The 24,176-nt window shown below is 58.5% G+C and carries 25 protein-coding genes; 11 read left to right on the top strand and 14 right to left on the bottom strand.

Translation table 11 applies throughout. The features are described from left to right. Window positions 1-9: 9 nt before the first annotated feature. Window positions 10-492 carry a hypothetical protein gene (locus ACF8MC_RS02160; protein ID WP_033654383.1) on the top strand — a complete coding sequence of 161 codons (483 nt, stop codon included), beginning with the start codon at window positions 10-12 and terminating at the stop codon, window positions 490-492. An 11-nt stretch (window positions 493-503) separates the two neighbouring features. Here the strand turns inward: ACF8MC_RS02160 and ACF8MC_RS02155 are convergent, their stop codons facing one another. Next, window positions 504-656 carry a hypothetical protein gene (locus tag ACF8MC_RS02155; protein WP_223479875.1) on the bottom strand — a complete coding sequence of 51 codons (153 nt, stop codon included), beginning with the start codon at window positions 654-656 and terminating at the stop codon, window positions 504-506. 141 nt (window positions 657-797) lie between these two features. Here ACF8MC_RS02155 and ACF8MC_RS02150 point away from each other — a divergent pair, with 141 nt between their 5' ends. Continuing rightward, window positions 798-1,358, top strand: a complete 561-nt coding sequence (locus ACF8MC_RS02150) for a 3'-5' exonuclease (protein WP_033634819.1) — start codon at window positions 798-800, stop codon at window positions 1,356-1,358. 77 nt (window positions 1,359-1,435) lie between these two features. Next, window positions 1,436-2,629 (top strand): multidrug effflux MFS transporter, encoded by a 1,194-nt coding sequence (locus ACF8MC_RS02145; RefSeq protein WP_033647617.1) that lies wholly within the window; start codon window positions 1,436-1,438, stop codon window positions 2,627-2,629. A gap of 8 nt (window positions 2,630-2,637) precedes the next feature. On the opposite strand, the gene dadX is transcribed toward ACF8MC_RS02145, so the two are convergent. Next, on the bottom strand, window positions 2,638-3,711 hold the full coding sequence (gene dadX, locus ACF8MC_RS02140; RefSeq protein ID WP_103829582.1) for a catabolic alanine racemase DadX: 1,074 nt from the start codon (window positions 3,709-3,711) through the stop codon (window positions 2,638-2,640). A 76-nt stretch (window positions 3,712-3,787) separates the two neighbouring features. After that, window positions 3,788-5,092: a D-amino acid dehydrogenase gene (locus ACF8MC_RS02135; protein WP_074026446.1), complete on the bottom strand. Its 1,305-nt coding sequence runs from the start codon at window positions 5,090-5,092 to the stop codon at window positions 3,788-3,790. 540 nt (window positions 5,093-5,632) lie between these two features. On the opposite strand from ACF8MC_RS02135, the gene ACF8MC_RS02130 reads away from it, so the two are divergent. Then, window positions 5,633-5,950, top strand: coding sequence for an antibiotic biosynthesis monooxygenase (locus tag ACF8MC_RS02130; protein ID WP_060418882.1), 318 nt, complete (start codon window positions 5,633-5,635; stop codon window positions 5,948-5,950). 46 nt (window positions 5,951-5,996) lie between these two features. Here the strand turns inward: ACF8MC_RS02130 and zinT are convergent, their stop codons facing one another. Further along, window positions 5,997-6,626, bottom strand: a complete 630-nt coding sequence (gene zinT, locus ACF8MC_RS02125) for a metal-binding protein ZinT (protein ID WP_181423049.1) — start codon at window positions 6,624-6,626, stop codon at window positions 5,997-5,999. Window positions 6,627-6,945: 319 nt separating this feature from the next. Here zinT and ACF8MC_RS02120 point away from each other — a divergent pair, with 319 nt between their 5' ends. Next, complete coding sequence (locus tag ACF8MC_RS02120) at window positions 6,946-8,481, top strand: SpoVR family protein (protein WP_004932268.1); 1,536 nt, start codon at window positions 6,946-6,948, stop codon at window positions 8,479-8,481. Window positions 8,482-8,538: 57 nt separating this feature from the next. Here ACF8MC_RS02120 and fadR read toward each other — a convergent pair whose 3' ends face one another. Beyond that, window positions 8,539-9,258 (bottom strand): fatty acid metabolism transcriptional regulator FadR, encoded by a 720-nt coding sequence (gene fadR / locus ACF8MC_RS02115; RefSeq protein WP_033634827.1) that lies wholly within the window; start codon window positions 9,256-9,258, stop codon window positions 8,539-8,541. 243 nt (window positions 9,259-9,501) lie between these two features. Here fadR and nhaB point away from each other — a divergent pair, with 243 nt between their 5' ends. Together nhaB and dsbB are read left to right on the top strand one after the other, a co-directional pair. Then, entirely contained in the window at window positions 9,502-11,067 is a 1,566-nt protein-coding gene (gene nhaB, locus ACF8MC_RS02110; protein WP_049212905.1) for a sodium/proton antiporter NhaB, read from the top strand. 120 nt (window positions 11,068-11,187) lie between these two features. Then, window positions 11,188-11,718: a disulfide bond formation protein DsbB gene (gene dsbB, locus ACF8MC_RS02105; protein ID WP_060438577.1), complete on the top strand. Its 531-nt coding sequence runs from the start codon at window positions 11,188-11,190 to the stop codon at window positions 11,716-11,718. A 663-nt stretch (window positions 11,719-12,381) separates the two neighbouring features. Here dsbB and ACF8MC_RS02100 read toward each other — a convergent pair. The 4 genes from ACF8MC_RS02100 to ACF8MC_RS02085 form a co-directional block, all read right to left on the bottom strand. Next, a complete protein-coding gene (locus tag ACF8MC_RS02100; RefSeq protein WP_025159803.1) occupies window positions 12,382-12,828 on the bottom strand; it encodes a YcgN family cysteine cluster protein in 447 nt (148 codons plus the stop codon). A gap of 119 nt (window positions 12,829-12,947) precedes the next feature. Beyond that, window positions 12,948-13,604 (bottom strand): fumarylacetoacetate hydrolase family protein, encoded by a 657-nt coding sequence (locus tag ACF8MC_RS02095; RefSeq protein ID WP_033634830.1) that lies wholly within the window; start codon window positions 13,602-13,604, stop codon window positions 12,948-12,950. A gap of 58 nt (window positions 13,605-13,662) precedes the next feature. Beyond that, the gene (locus tag ACF8MC_RS02090) at window positions 13,663-14,685 is read right to left on the bottom strand and encodes a lytic transglycosylase domain-containing protein (RefSeq protein WP_049212899.1); all 1,023 of its coding nucleotides are present in this window, start codon (window positions 14,683-14,685) and stop codon (window positions 13,663-13,665) included. Window positions 14,686-14,713: 28 nt separating this feature from the next. After that, the gene (locus tag ACF8MC_RS02085) at window positions 14,714-14,986 is read right to left on the bottom strand and encodes a YcgL domain-containing protein (protein ID WP_033634832.1); all 273 of its coding nucleotides are present in this window, start codon (window positions 14,984-14,986) and stop codon (window positions 14,714-14,716) included. Between the two features lie 136 nt (window positions 14,987-15,122). Here ACF8MC_RS02085 and minC point away from each other — a divergent pair, with 136 nt between their 5' ends. The 3 genes from minC to minE are packed head-to-tail and all read left to right on the top strand — an operon-like array spanning window position 15,123 to window position 16,929. After that, a complete protein-coding gene (minC, locus tag ACF8MC_RS02080; protein WP_025303113.1) occupies window positions 15,123-15,818 on the top strand; it encodes a septum site-determining protein MinC in 696 nt (231 codons plus the stop codon). 25 nt (window positions 15,819-15,843) lie between these two features. After that, on the top strand, window positions 15,844-16,656 hold the full coding sequence (minD, locus tag ACF8MC_RS02075) for a septum site-determining protein MinD (protein ID WP_016927452.1): 813 nt from the start codon (window positions 15,844-15,846) through the stop codon (window positions 16,654-16,656). Between the two features lie 3 nt (window positions 16,657-16,659). Then, the gene (minE, locus tag ACF8MC_RS02070; protein ID WP_004932303.1) at window positions 16,660-16,929 is read left to right on the top strand and encodes a cell division topological specificity factor MinE; all 270 of its coding nucleotides are present in this window, start codon (window positions 16,660-16,662) and stop codon (window positions 16,927-16,929) included. 237 nt (window positions 16,930-17,166) lie between these two features. On the opposite strand, the gene rnd is transcribed toward minE, so the two are convergent. The 5 genes from rnd to ACF8MC_RS02045 all read right to left on the bottom strand — a co-directional run bounded on the left by rnd (window position 17,167) and on the right by ACF8MC_RS02045 (window position 23,655). Continuing rightward, window positions 17,167-18,288, bottom strand: coding sequence for a ribonuclease D (rnd, locus tag ACF8MC_RS02065; protein WP_164104807.1), 1,122 nt, complete (start codon window positions 18,286-18,288; stop codon window positions 17,167-17,169). Window positions 18,289-18,369: 81 nt separating this feature from the next. Beyond that, complete coding sequence (fadD, locus tag ACF8MC_RS02060; protein WP_033654397.1) at window positions 18,370-20,058, bottom strand: long-chain-fatty-acid--CoA ligase FadD; 1,689 nt, start codon at window positions 20,056-20,058, stop codon at window positions 18,370-18,372. Window positions 20,059-20,266: 208 nt separating this feature from the next. Next, the gene (locus ACF8MC_RS02055) at window positions 20,267-20,857 is read right to left on the bottom strand and encodes a Slp family lipoprotein (RefSeq protein ID WP_164104808.1); all 591 of its coding nucleotides are present in this window, start codon (window positions 20,855-20,857) and stop codon (window positions 20,267-20,269) included. A 100-nt stretch (window positions 20,858-20,957) separates the two neighbouring features. Next, window positions 20,958-21,659 carry a tRNA (adenosine(37)-N6)-threonylcarbamoyltransferase complex dimerization subunit type 1 TsaB gene (tsaB, locus tag ACF8MC_RS02050; RefSeq protein WP_164104809.1) on the bottom strand — a complete coding sequence of 234 codons (702 nt, stop codon included), beginning with the start codon at window positions 21,657-21,659 and terminating at the stop codon, window positions 20,958-20,960. A gap of 79 nt (window positions 21,660-21,738) precedes the next feature. Continuing rightward, window positions 21,739-23,655, bottom strand: a complete 1,917-nt coding sequence (locus ACF8MC_RS02045; protein WP_164104810.1) for an ATP-dependent DNA helicase — start codon at window positions 23,653-23,655, stop codon at window positions 21,739-21,741. Between the two features lie 133 nt (window positions 23,656-23,788). Between ACF8MC_RS02045 and ACF8MC_RS02040 the strand changes: the two genes are divergently transcribed. Beyond that, complete coding sequence (locus ACF8MC_RS02040) at window positions 23,789-24,133, top strand: RidA family protein (protein ID WP_033634838.1); 345 nt, start codon at window positions 23,789-23,791, stop codon at window positions 24,131-24,133. Window positions 24,134-24,176 lie beyond the last annotated feature (43 nt).

The following is a 24,176-nucleotide window of genomic DNA, read 5'->3' as shown; positions in this document are numbered from 1 at the left end:
GAGGCATTAATGAAACCGGACGCACTCTCTCTGCCGCCGAACCCGAAAAAGCTCAAGGTCATCTACGGCTGGTATATTTACGTGATCTATAGCCTGCTGGTTTTCAACATTTACATGGCGGTCTACAACGTCTGCGTTCGGCATCCGATCGAGGCCCCGCTGCTGTCGCTGTTTCACAGCCTGTTCCTCGCGCTGATGCTGCAACAGGTGCTCAAGAAGAACGTCGTTTTCGCCTGGGTCTTGCTCAGCTATTTTATTCTGATGCGCCTGTATTACGCCAATGTGCTGCATGTTGAGTTCACGCTGGTGAGCCGTGGCCTGGTGCTGCTGATTCTGACGCTGCTGCTTACCGGCGCCGTGGCCGTCGGGCAACTGGCCACGCCGCCGCAGCGGCATGACTGGCTGGCGAGGCTGGGCTGGCGGCAATGGGGAGCGCTCACGGCGCTGGCGGCCATCCTGACGCCGCTGATTACCACCGACTATCTGGGATAAACAGGGGGCTATTAGGGGATGTGCGGTTCGGAAATGTCTACGATACGGCAGATTTTAGTGTAGTTACCCGCCTTCTCACAGATCTTGTCCGTGACGAACATGCCAAGGTAGCCCAGCAGCAGCAAGTAGCCGACCATGCACAGAATAAAGATAAGCGTTCTCACCGATAGCGACCAACCTGACAAGAGTATCCCGAATATCATAACCTGAACGCGGCGCTTTAAAAGGATTTCATGCGCACACAGCCCTCATCGGCGCACGTTCTGTAGTAACATTAAGCCACCACGCAACCGCCGGATACGCCGATGCACCATCTGATGTTAGACATTGAAACCTTGGATATAAAACCCAGCGCCGTCATTCTGGTGGTGGCGGCGGTGTTTTTCGATCCCCGAACCGGGGAGCTGGGCGCCGAATTCGAAGCCGCCGTCAGCAGCCAGAAAGACCAGCCGGGCCGTACCATTAGCCTGGATACGGTCGCCTGGTGGGCGAAACAGTCCGATGAGGCCCGCAAACAGGCCTTCAGCGGCACCGAGAGCCTGAAACGCGTGCTGAGCAGCCTCAGCCGCTTTATCCATATGAACAGCACAGACACGGTGAAAGTCTGGGGCAACGGCAAAGAGTTCGACTGCGCGATCCTCGAACACGCCTTCCAGCAATTGGAAATGCCCTGCCCGTGGAAATTCTGGGATACCCAGGACGTGCGCACGGTGATCACGCTGGCGGAACTGCACGGCTTTAACCCGAAAAAAGCCCGCCCGTTCGAAGGTATGCCGCATCGCGCGCTGGATGATGCTCGCCACCAGGCCCGTTATGTGGCCGATACCGTCTCGGCGCTCTATTACCGCCAAGGGGCGCAGCGCTGACCCGCTTTGCCCCTTTTCATTTGCCGCCAGAGTCTCTACTCTAGCCCTCTTTGTCACTTGGACGTGCCTTTCCTGTTATGCAAAAGTTTCTGTTTATGCTTCTCAGCCTGGTGCTGCTCGGCCCATTAGGCATCGATCTTTACCTGCCGACCATTCCCGCCATTGCCGTCGGCCTGGGCAGCAGCGAAGCGCTGATCCAATCCACCATTTCACTGTTTATTCTGGTGCTTGGCCTCGGCCAGGTCATCGCCGGGCCGCTGGTGGATAACTATGGCCGCAAGCCGGTGGCGCTGGCCGGCATTATCCTCTACATGATCGGCGCCGCGATGGCGGCGCTGGCCACCAGCCCGACGATTTTCATCGCTTCGCGTCTGCTGCAAGGGGTGGCGGTTTGCTGTACCGCCGTCGTCGCCTTCAGCGGCGTGCGCGATCGCCTGAATGGCGACGATGCCGCCCGCGCTTTCGGCTTTCTCAACGGCACGCTGAACATCATCCCGGCGCTGGCGCCGCTGCTCGGCGGCCTGCTCGCCGAAGCCTTCGGCTGGCGCGCCCCCTTCTGGTTCCTGGTCGGCTACGCGCTGCTGGTGTTGGTGCTGATCGCGCTGCGCCTGCCGGAAACTCGCCCTGCCGACACCGTGCCGGTCAAAGGGCTGCCGGTGCGCCAATACGCGCGCATCCTCAGCGATCGCCGTTTCCTCTCCTTTGCGGTGGTGAACTCCGGGGCGATGGGCATGGCGCTGACCTACGTTTCTCTGGCGCCGAACGTGCTGATGGGCACCGCCGGCCTGACCCCGCTGCAATTCTCGCTGGTGTTCGGCGCCAACGGTTTCTGGATCATGCTGGTCAGCTTCTTCGCCAACCGCATCATCCACAAGGTCGGCCGCCCGGTTTGTCTGGCGACCGGCGGCATGTTGATGGGGCTGGGCTGTCTGGGCCTGCTGCTGGGCGTTATGCTGCTGCCCGCGACGGCGCAAGCGCACTGGCTGGCATACATGTTGCCGGTCGCCAGCGCCTGCGCCGGGTTGGCGTTCGTGATGGGCCCGGCCACCAGCTACGCGCTGGAACCGTATTCCAATGAGGCCGGCGTCGCGTCCGCGCTGGTCGGTTTCGTGCAGATGGCGGGCGGTGCCGCGCTGGGTCTGGTGGCGATGGCGTTGCCGCTGCAACCGAAGCTGTCGCTGGCGCTGGTGATGCTGGCAGGCTGCCTGCTGGCGCTGCACGCGCGGCGGCTCAGCAAGCAGATTAAAGGGCAGATCAGAAAAGTCGCCTGAGCCGCGGCTCAGGCTTCAATGGCGACCGGCACCCGCGCCGCTAACGCCGACAGCAGCTCATAGCCCAACGTCCCTGCCGCCGTGGCCACCTCGTCCACCGGCAGGCGTTTCCCCCACAGCTCCACTTCGGCGCCCAGCTCGACTTGCGGACAGGGCGTCAGATCCACCGCCAGCATATCCATCGATACCGTTCCCAGGGTGCGCGTCAGCACGCCGTCAACCCATACCGGCGTGCCGGTCGGCGCATGACGCGGATAGCCGTCGGCGTAACCGCAGGCCACCACGCCAATACGCTGCGCGCCGGCGGCGCTGTAACGGCCGCCGTAACCCACGCGATCGCCAGACTTCAGCTGCTGAATGCCGATGATCTCGCTGCTCAGCGTCATCGCCGGCTGCAACCCCGTCGCCGCAACGTCATTCCAGCACCCACTCGGCGAAGCGCCATACAGAATGATCCCTGGGCGTACCCAACTGCCGTGGGTCGAAGGATGCCACAGCGTGGCGGCCGAGTTGGCCAGGCAGCGCGGCAGCGGGATATCGGCAGCGGCCGCCTCGATGGTAGCCATCTGCTGAGTCACGCCTTCCGGGCCGTCGGCGGTGGCGAAATGGCTCATCAGCGTAAGCTCGCCGATGTTGGCAATCGCCTGCGCCCTGCGCCACACCTCGTGCAGCCGCTCGGGTGCGAACCCCAGCCGATTCATGCCGCTGTTCACTTTCAGATAGACATTGAGCGGCGCGCTCAGCGTGGCATCGGCGATCGCCGCCAGCTGCCAGTCGCTGTGCACCGCCGTCGTCAGGCGATAACGATCGAGCAACGCCAAATCCTGCGGCTGGAAGAAACCTTCCAGCAGAAGAATCGGCCCTTGCCAACCCGACTCACGCAGCAGCACCGCTTCGGCCAGATCCAGCATGGCGAAGCCGTCGGTTTGCGCCATGCTACGCCAAACGTGTTTGATGCCGTGGCCATAGGCGTTGGCCTTGACCACCGCCCAGACTTTGGCGCCGGGGGCGAAACGGCGCACCACCTGCAGGTTATTTTCAATTGCGCCAAGATGCATCGTGGCGGTTATCGGACGGGGCATCGCTTCTCCTTGGGGCAGCGTACAGCGGCCACGCGCGCCTGCGCGTGGCCGGGAAAGTCTATGACAGCGTCGACGATTAACGCGCGGGATGCACGTCGTTCAGCGGAACCGCGTGTTGCTGGCGAAACCCGGCGCTGTAACGCGCCACCGCCAGATCATCGGAAGGGATCGCCGGCGTAATGCCGGACATCAGATCGGACAACAACTGCCCGGAACCGCAGGCCATCGTCCAGCCCAACGTGCCATGCCCGGTATTGAGATACAGGTTCTTCAGCGAAGTGCGGCCGACAATGGGCGTACCGTCCGGCGTCATCGGCCGCAGGCCGGTCCAGAACGTCGCGTCTTCCACTCTGCCGCCGTTCGGGTAGAGATCGCGCACCACCATCTCCAGCGTTTCGCGCCGTTTTTGCTCCAACTGCGTATTGAAACCGACGATCTCCGCCATGCCGCCGACGCGGATGCGCTGATCGAAACGGGTGATGGCGATTTTGTACGTCTCGTCCAACACCGTGGAGAACGGCGCCGCCGCTTCATCGGTGATCGGAATGGTCAGCGAATAGCCCTTCAGCGGATAAACCGGGATAGAAACCAGGCCGCGCAGCAGCGCCGTGGAATACGAACCGAACGCCACCACGTAGCTGTCGGCTTTAAACACGTCCTCGCCGCACTGCACGCCGGCGATCTTGTCGCCCTCAACCAGCAGGCGGTCAACGCTGCGGTTGAACAGGAAGGTTACGCCCGCCTGCTGCGCCATTTTCGCCAGCTGCTGCGTAAACAGCTGACAATCGCCGGTTTCGTCGTTCGGCAGTTGCAGGCCGCCGGTCAGCTTGTGCGCCACCTGTGCCAGCGCCGGCTCGACGCTGCCGAGTTGGCCGGCTTCCAGCAATCTGTAAGGCACACCGGCATCTTCCAATACCGCAATGTCTTTCGCTGCGTTTTCGAACTGTTGTTGGGTGCGGAACAGCTGCAGCGTGCCGCCCTGGCGACCTTCGTACTGGATGCCGGTCTCCTGACGCAGCGCCTTGATACAATCGCGGCTGTATTCCGCCAGGCGCACCATGCGGCCTTTGTTGGTCATGTAGTGTTCGGTGTTGCAGTTTTTCAGCATCTGCCACATCCAGTTCAACTGGAAGCTGCTGCCGTCGAGGCGGATCGCCAACGGCGCATGGCGCTGGAACATCCACTTGATGGCCTTCAACGGCACGCCCGGTGCCGCCCAGGGTGCGGCATAACCCGGTGAAATCTGCCCGGCGTTCGCCGCGCTGGTTTCCAGTGCCGGGCCAGGCTGACGATCGATCACCGTCACCTCATGCCCTGCCTTCGCCAAATACCAGGCACTGGCTACGCCCACCACTCCACTACCTAAAATTACCACTCGCATCGCTGACTCCAGCCCAAGGCTTCACAAAGCATAATCTTCTGCTCACAGGAAATTAACTCAGTGAAAAAATCCGTCCAACAACTTCGTCATCAAACGTGACAATATTCACAATTAATTTATCGTCGATGAGCCGAGCATTTGCAATAGCCGCTCGTAAATAGCGATAAGATGCGGTTTAGAAGGGATTATAGCGTCAGACCGTCGCTGAATCGATAGCAACGCTATCAATGACAGCAGTCAAAAAAGGCGTAATAAGCAACATAGATTTAACAGAATATAAAAACACCAGCCAACACATAGACAGAATAAAAAACCGATAAAATAAAAAATACCAACATAACAGACAAAATGAATCCCCTCTCCCCGCAGCAGAAAAAACGCGTAAAATTTCGGCAAAAAATTAACCTTGTTTTCACTACTGGATTAAAACAGCCGAGCCCTTAGCCCCGCCCGTTTATGTTGAACGCGGCAGCACGATATGAACGTTGAAGCCAGAAGCAGATCCTAAAGTTCACACTGTCGCTTTTCTGGAGACCCCTTATGTTCATCGCCATCTACCGGTTCTCAGTCAAAACCGGGCACGAACATGCCTTTCGTCTGGCCTGGCTTGAGTTGACCCAAGGGATCTATCTGCAGCGCGGCAGCCTCGGCTCGCGCCTGCATCGAGATATGAGCGGGAAGTTTATCGGCTATGCGCAATGGCCAAGCCGAGCCGCATGGGAAAACGCCGGTGATATTCAGTTGGATGAACGCTACCGGCAAGCCCGGGAGCGAATGCGGGCGACCCTGTTGGCGGATGAAACGCTGTTTGAAATGGCAGTGACGGACGATTACCTGCAAATCAGACCGTTTGACTGAGCACAAGCCCACATAAGCGGGCTTGTGGTGACGTGAGCGAGTGGCATCAATGATGCAGCATCTCGTCCACGACTTCTTTGGTCTGCAGTTGGAATGGGTAATAAGTCGGCCAGTTGTCCATTTCTTTCAGCAACGCTTCCTGCGACGTGTTGCCCATAAAGATATGGAAATGCGCCGATTTGCGCGGGCCGATAATATGATCGCTGAACTGCACGAATTTCGGCGCCAGGCTGCCGGCATCCTGGCATTCGAACAGATAACGCACGCCCTTCTTACCAGAGACATACGTCAGGATCTTATGCCCGGCGTACTTATACTGACAGGCGCTGGATTGGTCGCCGCGATGAAACTCCATGACGCCGTTTTCAATGCCGATGGTATCCACATCGGTAGCATACCCTTTTCGGTAATACGCTTTTACTTCCTCGAAGGTCTTGCTCTTATCCTTTGCCGCTTTCTTCTTGAACACCGGGTCAAGATCCCCATTGAGCAGATAAGGATACACGGATTGCCAGACGCCCTCCCAATCCGCCAGATTGCGATCTTTGACGTCCTTATCGTCGAACACGCCCGCCTCCGCTTTTTTTTCCACCTCCGTCAGCGGCTTGCCATGTGAATGATGCCCGTGGGCAAACGCCTGCCCGCTGATAAACAGTGCGGCCAGCGCCACCGCCAGTTTGCCAAAATGCCTCGCCAAAATGCGCTCCTTGTCCGTTATTGAGAAAAATTAAAAGTTACAATATAACATAACATTTTTCAATCCCTGTCGCGCGGCAGGCAGTGTGTTGCGCGCCCTTGCCGCAGGGCTATACTCGGAGAGGGAGCCAAGTGCTGAGGCGCTTTCTGCCGGGACGGGCGCCGGATTCACCGCCGCTCGCTCCCTTGCGTACCGGCATTTTTATTTCACTGATTTGCAATGGTTAATTATGACTTGAACTATGCTTGATACAGGGTCTGCCGTTTGAGCAAGACCCGTGAATAATGAGGGTGCGCTGATGACTACTTCAACACATGAAAAGGTCAAGGATGACAAACGTCTGAGCGATGGACCGGACTGGACGTTCGAACTGCTGCAGGTGTATTTGGAGCAGATTGACCGCGTCGCCAAGCATTACCGGCTCGACACCTACCCCCATCAGATCGAGGTGATCACCTCCGAGCAGATGATGGACGCCTATTCGAGCGTCGGCATGCCGATCAACTATACCCATTGGTCCTTCGGCAAGAAATTCATCGAAACCGAACAGCGCTACAAACAGGGCCAGCAAGGGCTGGCGTATGAAATCGTCATCAACTCCAATCCCTGCATCGCCTACCTGATGGAGGAGAACACCATCACCATGCAGGCGCTGGTGATGGCGCACGCCTGCTATGGCCACAACTCGTTCTTCAAGAATAACTATCTGTTCCGCAGTTGGACCGACGCCAGCTCCATCGTCGATTATCTGCTGTTCGCCCGCCACTACATCAGCCAGTGCGAAGAACGCTACGGCGTCGATGAAGTGGAGCGGCTGCTGGACTCCTGCCACGCGCTGATGAACTACGGGGTCGACAGGTACAAACGCCCGCAGAAAATCTCACTGGTGGAAGAGAAAGCACGCCAGAAAAGCCGCGAAGAGTATCTGCAAAGCCAGGTGAACACGCTGTGGAAGACCCTGCCCCGCGTCGAACGTGAAGAGTCGCCGGAGCAGGCGCGCCGCTATCCGAGCGAGCCGCAGGAAAACATCCTCTATTTTATCGAGAAAAATGCGCCGCTGCTGGAACCCTGGCAGCGTGAGGTGCTGCGCATCGTGCGCAAAGTCAGCCAGTATTTTTATCCGCAAAAACAGACTCAGGTGATGAACGAGGGCTGGGCCACTTTCTGGCACTACACCATCCTCAACCATTTGTACGACGAGGGCCGTGTGACCGAGCGGTTTATGCTGGAGTTTTTGCACAGCCACACCAACGTGGTGTATCAGCCGCCGTACAACAGCCCGTACTATAACGGCATCAACCCTTATGCGCTGGGCTTCGCCATGTTCCAGGACATCAAGCGAATCTGCCAGTCGCCAACCGAAGAAGACCGCTACTGGTTCCCGGACATCGCCGGCAAAGACTGGCTGGACACCTTGCACTTCGCCATGCGCGACTTCAAGGACGAGAGCTTTATCAGCCAGTTCCTGTCGCCCAAAGTGATGCGCGATTTCCGGTTGTTCACCGTGCTGGACGACGATCGCAACAACTATCTGGAAATTGCCGCGATCCACAACGAGGCCGGTTACCGGGCGATCCGCCAGGAGCTGTCGGCGCAATACAACCTGAGCAATCACGAGCCGAACATTCAGATCTGGAACGTGGATCTGCGCGGCGATCGCTCGCTGACGCTGCGCTACATCCCACAGGAACGCGCACCGCTGGATAAGAGCCGCCGCGACGTGTTGAAGCACCTGCATCGCCTGTGGGGCTTCGACGTGATCCTCGAACAGCAAAACGAAGACGGCAGCGTGGAGTTGCTCGATCGCTGCCCGCCGCGGCCGACGCCGCTGTAACCGCCACAACGACAAAGGGCGCCGCATGGCGCCCTTCGTTATTTCATCGACACGCGATTAGCGACGCGCTTCGGTCAGATCGCTCGGCATGGTGCCCTGCATGCTCTGCCAAATCGCCCCGCTGTCTTTACCGTAGTTGCGCACGGTATCCATCACCTGGTCGTACAGCTTCTCATGGCACAGCGTGGACAGCTTGCTGTAGAAGGCCAACGCCAGCTTGCGCGCTTCCGGGTTGGAGAAGTAGTAACGGCCCACGCGGGTATACAGCCCTTTCAGGCCGTTGAAAATCAGGCCGTAGATCGGGTTGCCGGAAGCGAACGCCAAGCCGCGGAAGATCTCGTAATCGAGCAGATTGAAAGCGTCCGCCTGATCTTCCACCTCGGCGGCTTTCGCCAGCACTTCCTGCGCCTGCTCAGGATGATTGCGCACCGCGGCGCGAATAAAGATCGACGCGATATTGGTGCGCACGGACAACAGGTTATCGATCAGCTGCGGGACGCTTTTGTGATCGAGACGGGCTACGGTCTCAAGGATATTGAGGCCGGACGTTTCCCAGAAATTGTTCACTTTGGTCGGTTTGCCATGCTGAATGGTCAACCAGCCATCGCGGGCCAGACGTTGCAACACTTCACGTAACGTAGTGCGCGTGACGCCAATCAACTCCGAAAGCTCACGCTCCGCGGGCAAAATAGAGCCAGGGGGGAAGCGATTATTCCAAATACTCTCAATAATGTACTCTTCCGCGAAACCGGCAGGACTCTGCGCCTTTATGACCATGTGTTTGACGTTCCGTTGCGACGATAAAATCAGTAAAAGTAATCAGCTCATCATACCAGATCGCGCTGACATGACATAGCGTGAGCGAAAAACAATAAACGAAAGTGTGCATAACGTGGCAAAAAACGAGCAAAAACACCGGCCGGCAGAAATTTGCCGCCGTAAAACAAGCTCCGGTTGCGCCCGCCCCCGCCGCATTGTTAGGGTACGTGCTACGACTGATTTAAGGATGCATAAAGGACAATGGAAACAACCTTGCGCAGCGCCCTGCTCAAAAATTTTCTGGGGCAATCTCCCGACTGGTACAAACTGACCATTCTCATTTTTCTGGCGATCAACCCCCTGGTGTTCTTTTTCGCCAGCCCGTTTATCGCGGGCTGGCTGCTGGTGGTCGAGTTCATCTTTACCCTGGCGATGGCGCTGAAATGCTATCCGCTGCTGCCGGGCGGCCTGCTGGCGCTGGAGGCGGTGGCCATCGGCATGACCAGCCCGGCGCAGGTTTCGCAGGAAATCGAACATAACCTGGAAGTGCTGCTGCTGCTGATCTTTATGGTGGCCGGCATCTACTTTATGAAGCAGCTGCTACTGTTCGTGTTCACCAAGCTGCTGCTCAATATCCGTTCGAAAACGCTGCTGTCGCTGGCGTTCTGCCTGGCCGCCGCCTTACTTTCCGCCTTCCTCGACGCGCTGACGGTCGTGGCGGTAGTGATCAGCGTGGCCACCGGCTTTTATTCCATCTATCACAACGTGACCTCGAATCGCCCCGATGGCGACATCGGCGATGACAGCGATTTCGCCGGTGAAGAGCGTAAACAGACGCTGGAGCAATTCCGCGCCTTTCTGCGCAGCCTACTGATGCACGCCGGCGTCGGCACCGCGCTCGGCGGGGTCATGACCATGGTGGGCGAGCCGCAGAACCTGATCATCGCCAAAAACGCGGGCTGGGGCTTTATCGATTTCTTCCTGCGTATGGCGCCGGTCACGCTGCCGGTGCTGGTGTGCGGCCTGCTGGTTTGTTGGCTGGTAGAACGTTTTCGCCTGTTTGGCTACGGCGCGCAGTTGCCGGAGGCGGTGCGCGACGTGCTGAAAGAGTATGACCGCAAGGCCACCGCGGGCCGCAGCAAGCAAGAACGGCTCAAACTGGTGATGCAGGCGCTGATCGGCGTTTGGCTGGTGCTGGCGCTGGCCTTCCACCTGGCGGAAGTGGGGCTGATCGGCCTGTCGGTGATCGTGCTCGCCACCTCCCTGTGCGGCGTGAACGATGAGCACGCCATCGGCAAAGCGTTCCAGGAAGCGCTGCCGTTCACCGCTCTGCTGACGGTGTTTTTCACCGTGGTCGCGGTGATCATCGAACAGCACCTGTTCAGCCCGGTGATCCAGTTCGTGCTGCGCGCCGAGCCCGCCTCTCAGCTTTCGCTGTTCTATCTGTTCAACGGCCTGCTGTCGTCGGTTTCCGACAACGTGTTCGTCGGCACGGTTTACATCAACGAGGCGCGCACCGCGCTGGAAACCGGCGCTATCGGGCTGAAGCAGTTCGAGCTGCTGGCGGTCGCCATCAATACCGGCACCAACCTGCCATCGGTTGCCACCCCTAACGGGCAAGCGGCGTTTCTGTTCCTGCTGACGTCGGCATTGGCGCCGCTGGTGCGTCTGTCGTATGGCCGTATGGTGTGGATGGCCCTGCCTTATACGGTGGTGCTGACGGTGGTTGGCTTGCTGTGCGTCCAGTTCACGCTGGAACCGGCGACCGAGCTGTTGACCCAGTGGCATTGGCTGACGCTGCCGCCCGTCGACGCCGTCGGCCACTGAAACGGTGCCGGCAGGGTGAACCGACTATTTTTACGCTGAATCCAGCCCAGGTGGCTGGCAGCGAGGAGGAATTGGTTTACACTGCCGGTTCAATTGCTTACTGCATGGAAGAATCTAGATATGTTGCAATTCTTTAACCGCTGTTCACAAGGACGCGGCGCCTGGCTGCTAATGGCCCTGACAGCGTTGGTGTTGGAACTGGTCGCGCTCTATTTTCAGCACGTTATGCTGCTGCAGCCGTGCGTGATGTGCATTTATGAGCGTTGTGCGCTGTTCGGCATTCTCGGTGCCTCTCTGGTGGGCGCCATCGCGCCGAAAACCCCGCTGCGCTACGCGGCGATCTTGCTGTGGATCTACAGCGCCTGGGAAGGCCTCCAGCTGGCGTGGAAGCACACCATGATCCAGTTGCACCCTTCGCCGTTCAATACCTGCGACTTCTTCGTGAGCTTCCCTTCGTGGCTGCCGCTGGACAAATGGCTGCCGGCGGTGTTCCACGCTTCCGGCGACTGCTCCGTGCGCCAATGGCAATTCCTGACGCTGGAAATGCCGCAGTGGCTGGTCGGCATCTTCGGCGCCTATCTGCTGGTGGCGCTGATTGTGCTGATCGCACAATTTGTTCGCCCACGTCGCCGCGATCTGTTCGGCCACTGATCGGCTGACAAACAACAACGGCGCCGAAAGGCGCCGTTTTTTTAGGTATTGCTGTCACATTCCGAGATAAAACCCTCTCAGGTATGTGTAAGGAAGTAAACGAGCACGATCAGCGCTCCAGCCACGGCAAACAGACGGACCATTTTCATTGTTATACTCTCGAACTTGCGGGAGAGCGGCCAAATTACCCAACTTATCGTTTGAAAAGAAGCATCCTGGCGCGGTTAAGCGCGTAATTTACATAACATTAAACTTCTGCGACGCCGGCGGGTAAAAACAGGCTGCGCCAGCGCGGCCCTCCCTACCTACAGGCATCAATAAATTACCGTTACTAATGAACGACTGCACCTTTGTCACATTCAGAGCACAATATTTTGGTGAAGTTTACCCATAAAATCCTTATAGTATCGGCAAAGTGAGTACTACCGATTTCCCTGGTGTTGTTGTGTGTCTTGCCCCTCATCTTTGCAGGGGCTTTTTTCCCCCTACCTCCTATTACGCAAGCCCCTATCATCCTTGAATCAAATGTTGAAATTTCCCTCTGTCCGGCCTCGAGCGTCAACGCCATTCGCACGCCAATGGTTAAATAATGCAAGAGGGCGGCATGTCTGAACACGCCGCCCTCTTGCATGAAGCCCCATTTTGCCCTGCAGGCGCCCGCCTTTATCTGGCCCAGTCCGGCTTGTTGAGGATATGGTCCTGCCAGTCCACCACTTCGCTCTCGCGCACCGCGATATGCCGCACCGTGATGCGCTCGCCGTGCATCGCCGCCTTGGAGCCGCTCAGCAGCGGATGCCAGGGGAACAGCGGCTTGCCTTCGCCGATCAGGCGATAGGCGCAGGTCGGCGGCAACCAATCGAAGGTGGTGAGGTTCTCGCGCGTCAGTTTGATGCAGTCTTCTTCCAGCTCGAAGCGCCGCTCGTAGTTGCGGCATTGGCAGGATTTGATGTTGAGCTGGTTGCAGGCTACGTTGGTAAAATAAATCTCGTCGGTATCTTCGTCGATCAGCTTATTCAAACAGCATTGCCCGCACCCGTCGCACAGCGATTCCCACTCTTGTTCTGACATTTCCGCCAGCGTTTTCTGTTGCCAAAAAGCGAGTTGTGACATGTTAGCGTCCGGTTTCGGTAAATGGATAAGTCACCTGCGCACAGGTTCGAGGGGGGACTATATAGACATTTTAGCCGCAAGATGCAAGCTTTGCCGCCGACGGCGCCGGCGGCGAGAGATCAGATCACGCGGGTGCTGAGCATTTTGCCGTTCAGACTGATTTTCAGCATGTCGCCGGAGGCCATCGGGCCTACGCCCTGCGGCGTGCCGGTCAGGATGATGTCGCCGGCGCGCAGCGTGAAGAAACGGCTCATGTAACTGATAAGCGGCAGGATCGGCGTGATCATGTCACGCGTATTGCCCTGCTGGCGCAGTTGATCGTTAACGGTCAATGACAGCTCGGCGTTTTGCGGATCGCCAAATTCCGCCACCGGGATAAACCCCGACATCGGGCAGGAACCGTCGAAAGCCTTGGCCTTTTCCCACGGCTGACCGGCCTTTTTAAAACCCGCCTGCAGATCGCGCAGCGTCAGATCGAGCGCCACGCCGTAGCCAGCGATCGCCCGCGCAACGCGGTCTTCGTTGGCCTGTTTCAACGGCGTGCCGATCAATACCGCCAGCTCCACCTCATGGTGCACCGCACCGAACTCTTTGGGGATAGCCACCGGCTGACGAATATCGCACAGCGCCGTTTCCGGTTTGATGAACACCACCGGCTCGACGGAAACCGCACTGCCCATTTCTTTGATGTGATCGGCGTAGTTGCTGCCGACACAAACCACCTTGTTCACCGGAAAATCGAGCAGCGAACCCTGCCAGTCTCTATGTTGATACATACCGCTTCTCCCAAACTGTGGAGGCTTGGCGCGCCAAGCCGATTATTGATGTGCCGGATCAATGCCCGATCGCGTCCGCCATCATACCCACGGCGATGGCGAAATAGTAAGAGCGATTCCAGTGCATGAGGGTGCGGAAATTATCATAGACCAGGAACGTCCGCCCCTGGAGATCATCCGGCGCGATGATCCAACCGCGCTGGACGGCATGCGGCAATGCACTGCCATCCGCACGACGCACCCCGCGCTGTTGCCAGGCGTTGACGCTGCGCGCCTGCGCGTCTTTCAACCCCAGCTCGGATCGCTTGAAACCGGCGGGCAGTTTAACCTCGCGCCCCCAGCCGATACCGGGCTGCCAGCCCTCCTTGGACAAGTAACTGGCCGTAGACGCAAAGACGTCATCAATGTTATTCCAGATATCGATGCGCCCGTCACCGTCGCCGTCCGCCGCGTAACGCAAGAAGGAGCTCGGCATAAACTGGCATTGCCCCATCGCGCCGGCCCAGGAGCCTTTCAGCGGCGTATCGCCGACGTGCCCCTGCTCGACTATCCGCAGTGCCGCCATCAGCTCCTGGCTGAAAAAGGCCTCGCGGCGCCCTTCAAACGCCAGCGTCGCCAGCGCGGACACCACGTCTTCCCGCCCCTGAATCTTGCCGTAGGCGCTCTCCATGCCCCACAGCGCAATGATATAGCGCCCCGGCACCCGGTAGCGCTCGCTGGCGCGCGCCCATTGCGCCTGGCGCTGCCGATACAGTTCGCGCCCTTGACGCATCTTAATGGGCGACATCACCCGCCGCAGGTAGTCGTCCAGGGTAATTTTCTGCTCCGGCTGATTGCGATCGGCCTTGATCACCCGATCGACGAAATGGATTTGCGCAAAAGCGCGGTCAAGGGTGCCCTGGCTGATGCCCTGCTCCCGCGCCCGGCGCTTGAGCTGCTCGACATACGCCGGGAACTGCGCCGGATCGCGGCCGCTCGCCGCCAGCGTCACCTCCTGTGCCGCCTGCGGCGCGCCGGGCATCAGCACACCGCCCAGCGCCAGCCAAGCGGCCAATACGGTTCTTCTCGCCGAACGTATCATCGCGCCTCCCTTGGCCGTGGCGACTGTCTCAGGCCTTGTCGCCCGCCAGATGCTGATTGAGCAGGTTTTCAACCGGCGGCGGGAACTGCAGGTAATAGCCTTCGTCTTTCAACGCCTGCTTCACCTTTTCGATATCCGCCGAGGCCAATTTCTTGCGCTCATCGAGCGAAAGCATCATGGCGAATTGCGGCACGCCGAAACTTTTCATCAGATCCTCTGGCACACGAGAGAAATCGTCTTTTTTTTCGACATAAAGATAAGTTTGATCGCGTTTCGGGCTTCTATAGATCACACAAAGCATTTTTTTAACTCTATTTAATTGAGGGAGCGTCTTGCCTGGATATAACTCTGACTATAACATGCTTATAGTACATCGGAATATCGCACCCCGAGTGGTATTCCGGGGATTTAAAGTTGCTGAGACTGAGTCAGGATAGATGTCACAATCGCCAATTGAGCTAAAAGGCAGCAGTTTTACCCTATCGGTTGTTCATTTGCATAATTCGCAGCCCGAGGTAATACGTCAGGCGTTACAGGAAAAAGTTGAGCAAGCGCCCGCTTTTCTGAAAAACGCCCCTGTTGTTATCAACGTCGCAACGCTGGAAGGCGATGCGAACTGGAAAGAACTTCAACAGGCTGTCGCGGCAGCAGGTCTGCGCGTTGTGGGTATCAGCGGTTGCAGAGATGAGCGTCAAAAGCGCGCGATAGCCCGCGCCGGGCTGCCGCTGCTGAGCGAAGGCAAAGGCCAGAAAATGGCGGCGCCGGAGCCTGCACCTGCGCCCGTGGTGGCGGATAACGCCCCCGCCAAAACGCGCATCATCAGCACGCCTGTCCGTTCCGGCCAACAGATTTACGCCCGCAACTGCGATCTTATCGTGACCAGCAGCGTCAGCGCCGGCGCCGAACTGATTGCCGACGGCAACATTCATGTTTACGGCATGATGCGCGGTCGCGCACTGGCAGGCGCGTCAGGCGACACGCAATGTCAGATTTTTTGCACCCACCTGGCGGCTGAGCTAGTCTCTATCGCAGGGCAGTACTGGTTGAGCGACCAAATCCCGTCCGATTACGTCGGGCAGGCCGTACGACTCAGCCTGTTGGATAACGCTTTAACCATACAACCTTTAAATTAAGCCCTTTTGACAAGGAATCCATTTCATGGCACGCATTATTGTTGTTACATCGGGTAAAGGGGGCGTTGGCAAGACCACTTCGAGCGCGGCCATCGCTACCGGCCTGGCCCAGAAAGGCAAGAAAACCGTCGTGATCGATTTCGATATCGGCCTGCGTAATCTTGACCTGATCATGGGCTGCGAACGTCGGGTAGTGTATGATTTCGTGAACGTGATTCAGGGCGATGCCACGCTGAATCAGGCGTTGATCAAAGACAAACGCACTGAAAACCTCTATATCCTGCCTGCTTCGCAGACGCGCGACAAAGACGCGTTGACCCGCGAAGGCGTTGAAAAAATTCTCAACGATCTCGGCGAGATGGATTTTGACTTCGTGGTGTGCGATTCACCGGCCGGTATCGAAACCGGTGCGCTGATGGCGCTGTATTTCGCCGACGAAGCTATCATCACCACCAACCCGGAAGTGTCTTCGGTACGCGACTCCGACCGTATCCTGGGCATCCTCTCCTCCAAGTCACGCCGCGCCGAGAAAGGCGAGTCGCCCATCAAGGAACACCTGCTGCTGACCCGTTACAACCCGGGCCGCGTCAGCCGTGGCGACATGCTGAGCATGGAAGACGTGCTGGAAATCCTGCGCATTCCACTGGTGGGTGTGATCCCGGAAGACCAGTCCGTGCTGCGCGCTTCCAACCAGGGTGAGCCTGTCATTCTGGATGCCGAGTCAGACGCCGGTAAGGCGTACGACGATACCGTTTGCCGCTTGTTGGGGGAAGAACGCCCATTCCGCTTCATTGAAGAAGAGAAGAAGGGTTTCCTGAAACGCCTTTTTGGGGGATAAACCATGGCCTTATTAGACTTCTTTCTGTCCCGCAAAAAACAGACAGCCAATATAGCCAAGGAACGGCTGCAGATTATCGTCGCAGAGCGTCGTCGCGGGGACAGTGAGCCCCCGTATCTGCCTGATCTGAAACGCGATATTCTGGCGGTTATTTGCAAATACATTCAGATCGATCCTGAAATGCTGCACGTGCAGTTCGAGCAGAAAGGGGACGATATTTCGGTACTTGAACTTAACGTGACATTACCGGAATCGGAAGAAGCAGCTAAATGATTGCGACGCATTAATTACCCCCTGTATATTTTATGCAGGGGGTAACTGTATGTGCATCCAGTTATTAAGCTTTATCGGCAGCAAAAAAGCGATTTTTCCCTTTGGGACTATTCCCAATTAACTTTGCCGCCGCCTCGTTTAAAGTAAATTCTGGCCAGATTTACCTTCAACGCATTATTTCCTGCCTATATTCACCCGAGCAGAGTTTCCCTACCCTGCCCTGGTGATAATCAGCGATTAATAATCTTTCAGGATGTCCTGCAGCGGTGCCATTAATAGATCGCCGCGCCAGCCGCTGATTAATTCAGGACGACTTTCGCCGTCTTTCAGTTGCCAATGCCAGTTCAGCAATTGGTTAATTTGGCGACGGGATGCCAGCAGCTCGCTGCTCAACCCGCTTTGCACGCTGACGGTAGCGATCGCCGCCTTGATGTCTTTGAACACCTTCTTGTAGCCCGGCTGATCGATCAGGTTTGCCAACGGCGCCGGCAGCTCGGATTCGTCCAGCGCTTCGGCCTCCGCCACCAGCGCCAGCAGCGTTTTACCGTGATAACGGATCTCCGGCCCGCTCAGGCCCAGCGAATCCAGTTCTCCCAGCGAAGACGGCATATAGCGCGCCACCTGCCACAGGTTTTCCTCACGCACCACGAAGTTCACCGCCAGATCGCGCTCGCGCGCCTGGCGCAGCCGCCATTGCGCCAACTTCTGCAAACAACCGAGCTGACGCGGGCGCAGCTGCCAGGCATTGCTGATTTCGCGATAGGCCAATTCCGGCGCCAGCGCCTCGCTGCGGCGCTGGCACAGCAGCAGGCACTCGTTGTTGGCCGCCGCGGTCCAACCGGCCTCTTCGGTCTCCTGCACCAGCTGTTTGGCCATCGGCAGCAGATAGAACACGTCGGCGGCTGCGTACACGCACTGCCTTTCGGTCAGCGGGCGCGCCAGCCAGTCGGTGCGCGACTCGCTCTTGTCCAGCTCAACTTTCATATACTCCGCCACCAGCGTCGCGAAACCGCAGGAGAGCGGCCGGCCGGTAAACGCCGCCAGGATCTGGGTATCGACCATCGGCGTCGGCAGCGTTTTAAAGGCGTTGAGAAACACTTCAAGATCTTCACTGCCGGCATGCAGGAACTTCACCACGGCGGTATCGGCCAGCAGGTCGACAAACGGCTGCCATTGCTTGATCGGCAGAGGATCGATAAGGGAGAGTTGTTCACCGTCGTAGAGCTGGATCAGGCCCAGCTGCGGATAGTAGGTGCGCGTTCTGACAAACTCGGTGTCCAGCGCAATCTGGGCATGCTTTCTCGCCTGCTCGCAGACCTGCTGCAATCCGGCATCGGTAGTGATCAACTGATAATTCAAAACATCATTCTCTTGTAGGATTCAAACACAACAACGCCGGCATTCACCGGCGTTGTCGATAGTCAGGCGCAAGAGCGAAACCTAGGCGGCATCGGCCGGTTTCGGCGTTTTTAGCTCATCGCGCAGTTCTCGCCGCAAAATCTTGCCGACGTTCGACTTCGGCAATTCATCGCGGAACTCAACAATTTTAGGCACTTTATACCCGGTCAGGTGCCGACGGCAATGGGTCAACAGCTCTTCCTTGGTCAGCGAGGCGTCTTTCTTCACCACGCAGATCTTCACCGTCTCGCCGGAGACCTCGCTGGGTACCCCGATCGCCGCACATTCCAGCACCTTCGGATGCTGGCTGACCACGTCCTCGATCTCGTTCGGGTAAACGTTGAAACCAGAGACCAGGATCATGTCTTTCTTACGGTCGACGATGCGCACAAACCCCTGCTCGTCCACGGTCACCACATCACCGGTCGCCAACCAGCCATCTTTCAGCACTTCGTCGGTAGCTTCCGGGCGTTGCCAATAGCCTAACATAACTTGCGGGCCTTTGACCCACAGTTCGCCCGGTTCTCCCGGCGGCACATCCTGGCCATTGTCGTCCAACAGCCGAATATCCGTCGACGGCACCGGCAAACCGATGCTGCCGCTGTAGTGTTTCAGATCGTAAGGGTTGCCGGCCACCAGCGGCGCGCACTCCGTCAGGCCATAGCCTTCCAGCAGGTGTTTGCCGGTGGTTTTCTCCCACTTCTCGGCCACCGCTTTTTGCACCGACATGCCGCCGCCGACCGAGAAACGCAGCGTGGAGAAGTCGAGTTTGTGGAACTCTTCGTTGTTCAGCAACGCGTTGAACAAGGTATTCACCCCGCTCATGGCGGTGAACGGGTATTTGCCCAGCTCCTTCACCAGCCCCGGAATATCGCGCGGGTTGGTGATCAGCAAATTGCGCCCGCCCAGATCGATAAACAGCAGGCAGTTCACCGTCAGCGCGAAAATGTGGTACAGCGGCAACGCCGTCACCACCAGTTCCTGCCCTTCACGGAACAGCGGCGAGTAGGCGGCTTTGGCCTGTTCGAGGTTGGCCTGCATGTTGCGGTGCGTCAGCATCGCGCCTTTCGCTACGCCGGTGGTGCCGCCGGTGTATTGCAGGAAGGCCAAATCGGTATTAATGATGTCCGGCTTTACATATTGCAGACGGCGTCCGCGCTGCAGCGCGCTGCGGAATGAAATGGCGTCCGGCAGGTTATATTTGGGCACCAGGCGCTTGATGTACTTGACCACAAAGTTGACCAGCGTGCCTTTGGCGGCCGAAAGCTGATCGCCCATGCGCGTGAGGATCACGTGCTTGACCTGGGTGTTGAACACCACTTTTTCCAACGTATGGGCAAAGTTGGAGACGATGACGATGGCGCTGGCGCCGCTGTCGTTCAACTGGTGTTCCAGCTCGCGCGGGGTATACAGCGGGTTGACGTTAACCACCACCATACCGGCGCGCAGAATGCCGAACAGGGCGATGGGGTATTGCAACAGGTTAGGCATCATCAGCGCGACGCGGTCGCCCTTCTTCAGGCCCAGTTCATTTTGCAGGTAAGCCGCGAAAGCCCGGCTGCGCTCTTCCAGTTTGCGGAAGGTCATCACCTCGCCCATGTTGATAAAGGCGGGCTGATCGGCATAGCGCTGCACGGCATGCTCAAACATTTCGATCAACGACGAATAGCGATCGGCATCAATCTCTGCGGGCACATCTGCCGGATACCGTTTTAACCAGACCTTATCCAAGGTATTACTCCTGAAATCATTACTAATTATCATCGCAGCCTCAAACTCGCAGCCTAACCATAACAATATTTTAACTCAGCAGACCAGTGCAGGTTTTAAACATTATTCAGGTTGCGATGTACGTCACTAATTGTCGGATATTCCTTATCCCAAAAAGCAAAAGGGCGGCCTGAGCCGCCCTGTCAAATGTGATCACATCAAGCGTATGCTACTCGGTTACGATGGTTTGCACCTGTGCCGGGCCAGGATTGTACCAACCATAGCCTGCGCCCCAACCGGGTCCCCACGGGCCACCGCGCCAGCCCCAGGGGCCCATTGGCGCAGGCGGCATCACCACCTGCTGCACCAGGTGCCAGCGTTTGAAACCGGTCACGTTCATCGTCACGAAGCGATACGGCGTCATGCCGATACGCCCCTCTTTCAGACCGGTAATGGTGCCGACGACGGTCACCAACTGGCCTTTGAAATCGACCGGTTCGAGGAAACCGTTTACCGTGGCCAGCAAGCGGCCGCGCGACGGTTCGCCCAAAATCGGCCGCGCACCGCTGTCGAGCGGCACCGCCGCGATCTCCAGCACCGTGCGCCCTTGCTCGTTGGCGACGTTAACCACGGTGCCGCCGAAGCGGGCTTCCGCGCCGGTAAACAGATTAGGTGCATTTTGTACCGAGGAAAGCTGAGTCACCGGCGAAGGGGTGGAACCTCTGATAGCATCCGGTACGGTGACGCACCCGGACAGAACCAGCGCGCCGCAGGCGACGGCCAGCAGCGACAGCTTTTTACTTGCAGTGCGGATTAACATGGTCGCAATCTCCTGAAATGGCTGTAACTTTGACCGCGTTTCATCGTTCAAGTTGCAGGCTTTCATCGCCCGGCCTCAACAACAGCACAATAGGCCGCGCTTACTCGCGGCCCGGCAGTTTTTTCCAGGTGACTTCATTGCGCAGATAGGTCGGCTCGGCGTTTTCCACCGCCACCGCCAGCCCCAGTTGCCAGGCGTGCAGCGCCAGCGGCAGCATGTCTTGCGCCTGCGGCAACAGCATCTGCCCGTCACGCACGCTCAGCGTAGACTCCTTGACCAGATCGGGATAGGTTTGCCAGCCGGTGCCGACGTGGGCCCATTCGCCCTGCAGGCGCTGCGCACGCTCCAGCGCCTGCGCCGGCGACAACACCGCCTCGCCTTCGCTTTCCAACCAGCTACCGTCCGCCTGGCGTTCGAACTGCCCCCAGTAGACTTCACCCATGCGCGCATCTATCGCCGCCAGCACCCTCTCCGCGCCGCAGACGCGCCAGGCGCCCTGCGCCATGGTTTGCAGCGTGGAAATGCCGAGCATCGGCAGATCGGCGCCCAGCGCCAGGCCCTGAGCGATGCCAATGCCGATGCGCACCCCGGTAAAGCTGCCGGGGCCGCGGCCAAAGGCCAGCGCATCGAGCTGGTTGAGCGCCAGGCCGGATTCCGCCAGCACCTGCTGCACCATAGGTAAAATACGTTGCGTATGCTCGCGTGGGCACAGCTCAAACAGGGCGTGGATTTCGCCTTGATTCCAGACGGCGACGGAACAGGCTTCCGTCGCGGTATCGATCGCTAAAATTCGCGTGGACATGCCAACCTCTGGCGGGAATAAAACTGGGTTTTTCATACAGGGCGCGCATTGTAGCACAGCCCCGTAAGCCCTTCATCTTTCACGTGGCCGACGTGTCGGCGGCCTGCAGGAAGGCGATCGCCTGCTTCAAATCGCGGGTGCGCGGCGTAGGCGGCAGGCTATTGAGGAACACCTCGCCGTAGGGCCGCATGACCAGACGGTTATCGCAAATCACCAGCACGCCGCGATCGTCGGTGTCGCGGATCAAACGGCCGACGCCCTGTTTCAGGGTGATGACCGCATCCGGCAGCTGCACGTCATTGAACGGATCGCCGCCGCGCAGGCGGCAATCTTCAATGCGCGCCTTCAGCAGCGGATCGTCCGGTGAAGTGAACGGCAGCTTATCGATGATGACGCAGGACAGCGCATCGCCGCGCACGTCCACCCCTTCCCAGAAGCTGCTGGTCGCCACCAGCAGCGCGTTACCGGCGGCGACGAACTGCGCCAGCAGCTGCCCTTTGCTGGTTTCCCCTTGCAACAGCACCGGCAGCGTCATCGTGGCGCGGAACTCTTCCGCCAGCTCGCGCATCATCTGGTGCGAGGTGCATAAAAAGAAGCAGCGGCCGTTGTTGGCTTCAATTAATGGCCGCAGCATGCGCGCCAGCTGGCGCGCTCCGCCGCGCTGATTCGGCGAAGGCAAAAAGCGCGGCACGCACAGCAGCGCCTGCTTGGCATAGTCGAACGGGCTCGGCAACAGCAGCGTTTTGGCCTTGGTCAGCCCCAGCCGTTCGGTGAAGTGGCCCAACCGATCGTTGACCGACAGCGTGGCCGAGGTAAAGATCCAACTGCCCGGCTTCTCGTCCAGCATTTCGCGGAACCGATCGGCTACCGTCAGCGGCGTCAGCGCCAGCACGAAATGGCGCGAGTTGCATTCATACCAATAGCTGTAGCCAGGCTCCGTCACCGCCTTCAGCCGCTTGAGGCGCGCGCGGTACAGCGTGGCGCGCTCAAAGGCGGCGTCCAGCAGCGCCGAACGCCCCAGCGACAGTTTCATCACGTCATAACACAGCTCCAACGCGTCATCGAGCAGCAACAGAGCGCGCTGCACGTTCGGTTCACCGAGCACGTCACGCAGATTGCCGCGAAAACCCGGCTCGCCCAGATTCAGACGGAAATCTTGCGTGCTCAGGCTGAGACGGTCGGCGCTTTTTTGCAGTTGAGCGGCGTCGCGCACCTCGGTGCGGTAGGCGATGGTGATGTCCTTCGCCAGATCCAACAATTGGCGGCTGGTGAGCTGTTGGCCGAAATACTGGCTGGCGATGTCGGGGATTTGGTGCGCTTCGTCGAAAATCATCACCTCGGCTTCCGGGATCAGCTCGGCGAAACCGCCCTCTTTCACCACCATATCCGCCAGGAACAGGTGATGGTTTACCACCACCACATCCGCATCCATCGCGCGGCGGCGAGCCTTGACCACGAAGCAATCCTGATACAGCGGGCAATCGCTGCCCAGGCAGTTGTCATTGGTGCTGGTCACTAATGGCCAGACGAAGCTGTCTTCCGCCACTTCGCTGCAGGTGCTGATGTCGCCCTCTTTAGTCTGCGACGACCACTTGCGCAGCAGCACCAGATCGATCAGCGTCTGCCCCGCCAGCTCGCCGCCGGCCATCGACTGCTGCTCCAGCCGCTCCAGACACAGATAATTGGAGCGCCCCTTCAGCAGCGCCAGCTTGCCTTTGTACTTCAACGCTTTGGCGACGGTGGGCAGATCGCGCGCATACAGCTGATCCTGCAACGCTTTCGAACCGGTAGAGATGATCACTTTGCGATCGGAGCGCAGCGCCGGCGCCAGATAAGCGAAGGTTTTGCCGGTGCCGGTGCCGGCTTCCACCACCAGCTCCTGCTTGAAATTGATCGCCTCGGTGACGGCTTGCGCCATCTGCCGCTGCGGCTCACGCGGTTTGAATCCCTTGATAGCCTGCGCCAATGCGCCGTCTGTTGCAAAATCGTCTGTCACGCTGTCTCTCTGCCGGTGTCATTCAGCGGTGATTATGCCAAGCCTGCCGCCCGGCTACCACTCACTTTATCGCCGCGCTTTTTCATTACCGGCTGTGCTACCCTTAGCGGGACTATGATATGGAGATAAGCAAATGAATATCGAAAGAATTGATCCCGATCAGCGCTGGTCCGAAGCCGTGGTGCACAACGAGACCGTTTACTACACCAGCGTGCCGGAGAACCTGGACGACGACGCGACCGCGCAGACCGCCAACGCCCTCGCCGCCATCGACGTGCTGCTGGCGCGCGTAGGTTCGGACAAAAGCCGCATTCTGGACGCCACCATTTTCCTGGCCAACAGCGCCGACTTCGCCGCGATGAACGCCGCCTGGGACGCCTGGGTGGTCGCCGGCAGCGCGCCGGTGCGCTGCACCGTGCAGGCGCAGCTGATGAATCCGAAGTACAAGGTGGAAATCAAAATCATCGCCGCGCTGTAAGCCTGAGCGCAGACGAAAAAAAACCGCAGACGGCAACGCCTGC

The sequence above is a fragment of the Serratia sp. LACPHL-BACT-2024-00286 genome (assembly GCF_043109535.1).
GTDB classification, from domain to species: domain Bacteria; phylum Pseudomonadota; class Gammaproteobacteria; order Enterobacterales; family Enterobacteriaceae; genus Serratia; species Serratia sarumanii.
Note: the sequence above shows the minus strand (reverse complement) of the source record. Positions and strands in the feature narration are given on the sequence as shown.

Bases quoted from the DNA above. Each gene is read 5' to 3' on its own strand.
- ACF8MC_RS02160 (WP_033654383.1), top strand. From the start codon at position 10: ATGAAACCGGACGCACTCTCTCTGCCGCCGAACCCGAAAAAGCTCAAG.
- ACF8MC_RS02150 (WP_033634819.1), top strand. From the start codon at position 798: ATGCACCATCTGATGTTAGACATTGAAACCTTGGATATAAAACCCAGC.
- ACF8MC_RS02145 (WP_033647617.1), top strand. From the start codon at position 1,436: ATGCAAAAGTTTCTGTTTATGCTTCTCAGCCTGGTGCTGCTCGGCCCA.
- dadX (WP_103829582.1), bottom strand. From the start codon at position 3,711: ATGCCCCGTCCGATAACCGCCACGATGCATCTTGGCGCAATTGAAAAT.
- ACF8MC_RS02135 (WP_074026446.1), bottom strand. From the start codon at position 5,092: ATGCGAGTGGTAATTTTAGGTAGTGGAGTGGTGGGCGTAGCCAGTGCC.
- ACF8MC_RS02130 (WP_060418882.1), top strand. From the start codon at position 5,633: ATGTTCATCGCCATCTACCGGTTCTCAGTCAAAACCGGGCACGAACAT.
- ACF8MC_RS02120 (WP_004932268.1), top strand. From the start codon at position 6,946: ATGACTACTTCAACACATGAAAAGGTCAAGGATGACAAACGTCTGAGC.
- fadR (WP_033634827.1), bottom strand. From the start codon at position 9,258: ATGGTCATAAAGGCGCAGAGTCCTGCCGGTTTCGCGGAAGAGTACATT.
- nhaB (WP_049212905.1), top strand. From the start codon at position 9,502: ATGGAAACAACCTTGCGCAGCGCCCTGCTCAAAAATTTTCTGGGGCAA.
- dsbB (WP_060438577.1), top strand. From the start codon at position 11,188: ATGTTGCAATTCTTTAACCGCTGTTCACAAGGACGCGGCGCCTGGCTG.
- ACF8MC_RS02100 (WP_025159803.1), bottom strand. From the start codon at position 12,828: ATGTCACAACTCGCTTTTTGGCAACAGAAAACGCTGGCGGAAATGTCA.
- ACF8MC_RS02095 (WP_033634830.1), bottom strand. From the start codon at position 13,604: ATGTATCAACATAGAGACTGGCAGGGTTCGCTGCTCGATTTTCCGGTG.
- ACF8MC_RS02090 (WP_049212899.1), bottom strand. From the start codon at position 14,685: ATGATACGTTCGGCGAGAAGAACCGTATTGGCCGCTTGGCTGGCGCTG.
- ACF8MC_RS02085 (WP_033634832.1), bottom strand. From the start codon at position 14,986: ATGCTTTGTGTGATCTATAGAAGCCCGAAACGCGATCAAACTTATCTT.
- minC (WP_025303113.1), top strand. From the start codon at position 15,123: ATGTCACAATCGCCAATTGAGCTAAAAGGCAGCAGTTTTACCCTATCG.
- minD (WP_016927452.1), top strand. From the start codon at position 15,844: ATGGCACGCATTATTGTTGTTACATCGGGTAAAGGGGGCGTTGGCAAG.
- minE (WP_004932303.1), top strand. From the start codon at position 16,660: ATGGCCTTATTAGACTTCTTTCTGTCCCGCAAAAAACAGACAGCCAAT.
- ACF8MC_RS02055 (WP_164104808.1), bottom strand. From the start codon at position 20,857: ATGTTAATCCGCACTGCAAGTAAAAAGCTGTCGCTGCTGGCCGTCGCC.
- tsaB (WP_164104809.1), bottom strand. From the start codon at position 21,659: ATGTCCACGCGAATTTTAGCGATCGATACCGCGACGGAAGCCTGTTCC.
- ACF8MC_RS02040 (WP_033634838.1), top strand. From the start codon at position 23,789: ATGAATATCGAAAGAATTGATCCCGATCAGCGCTGGTCCGAAGCCGTG.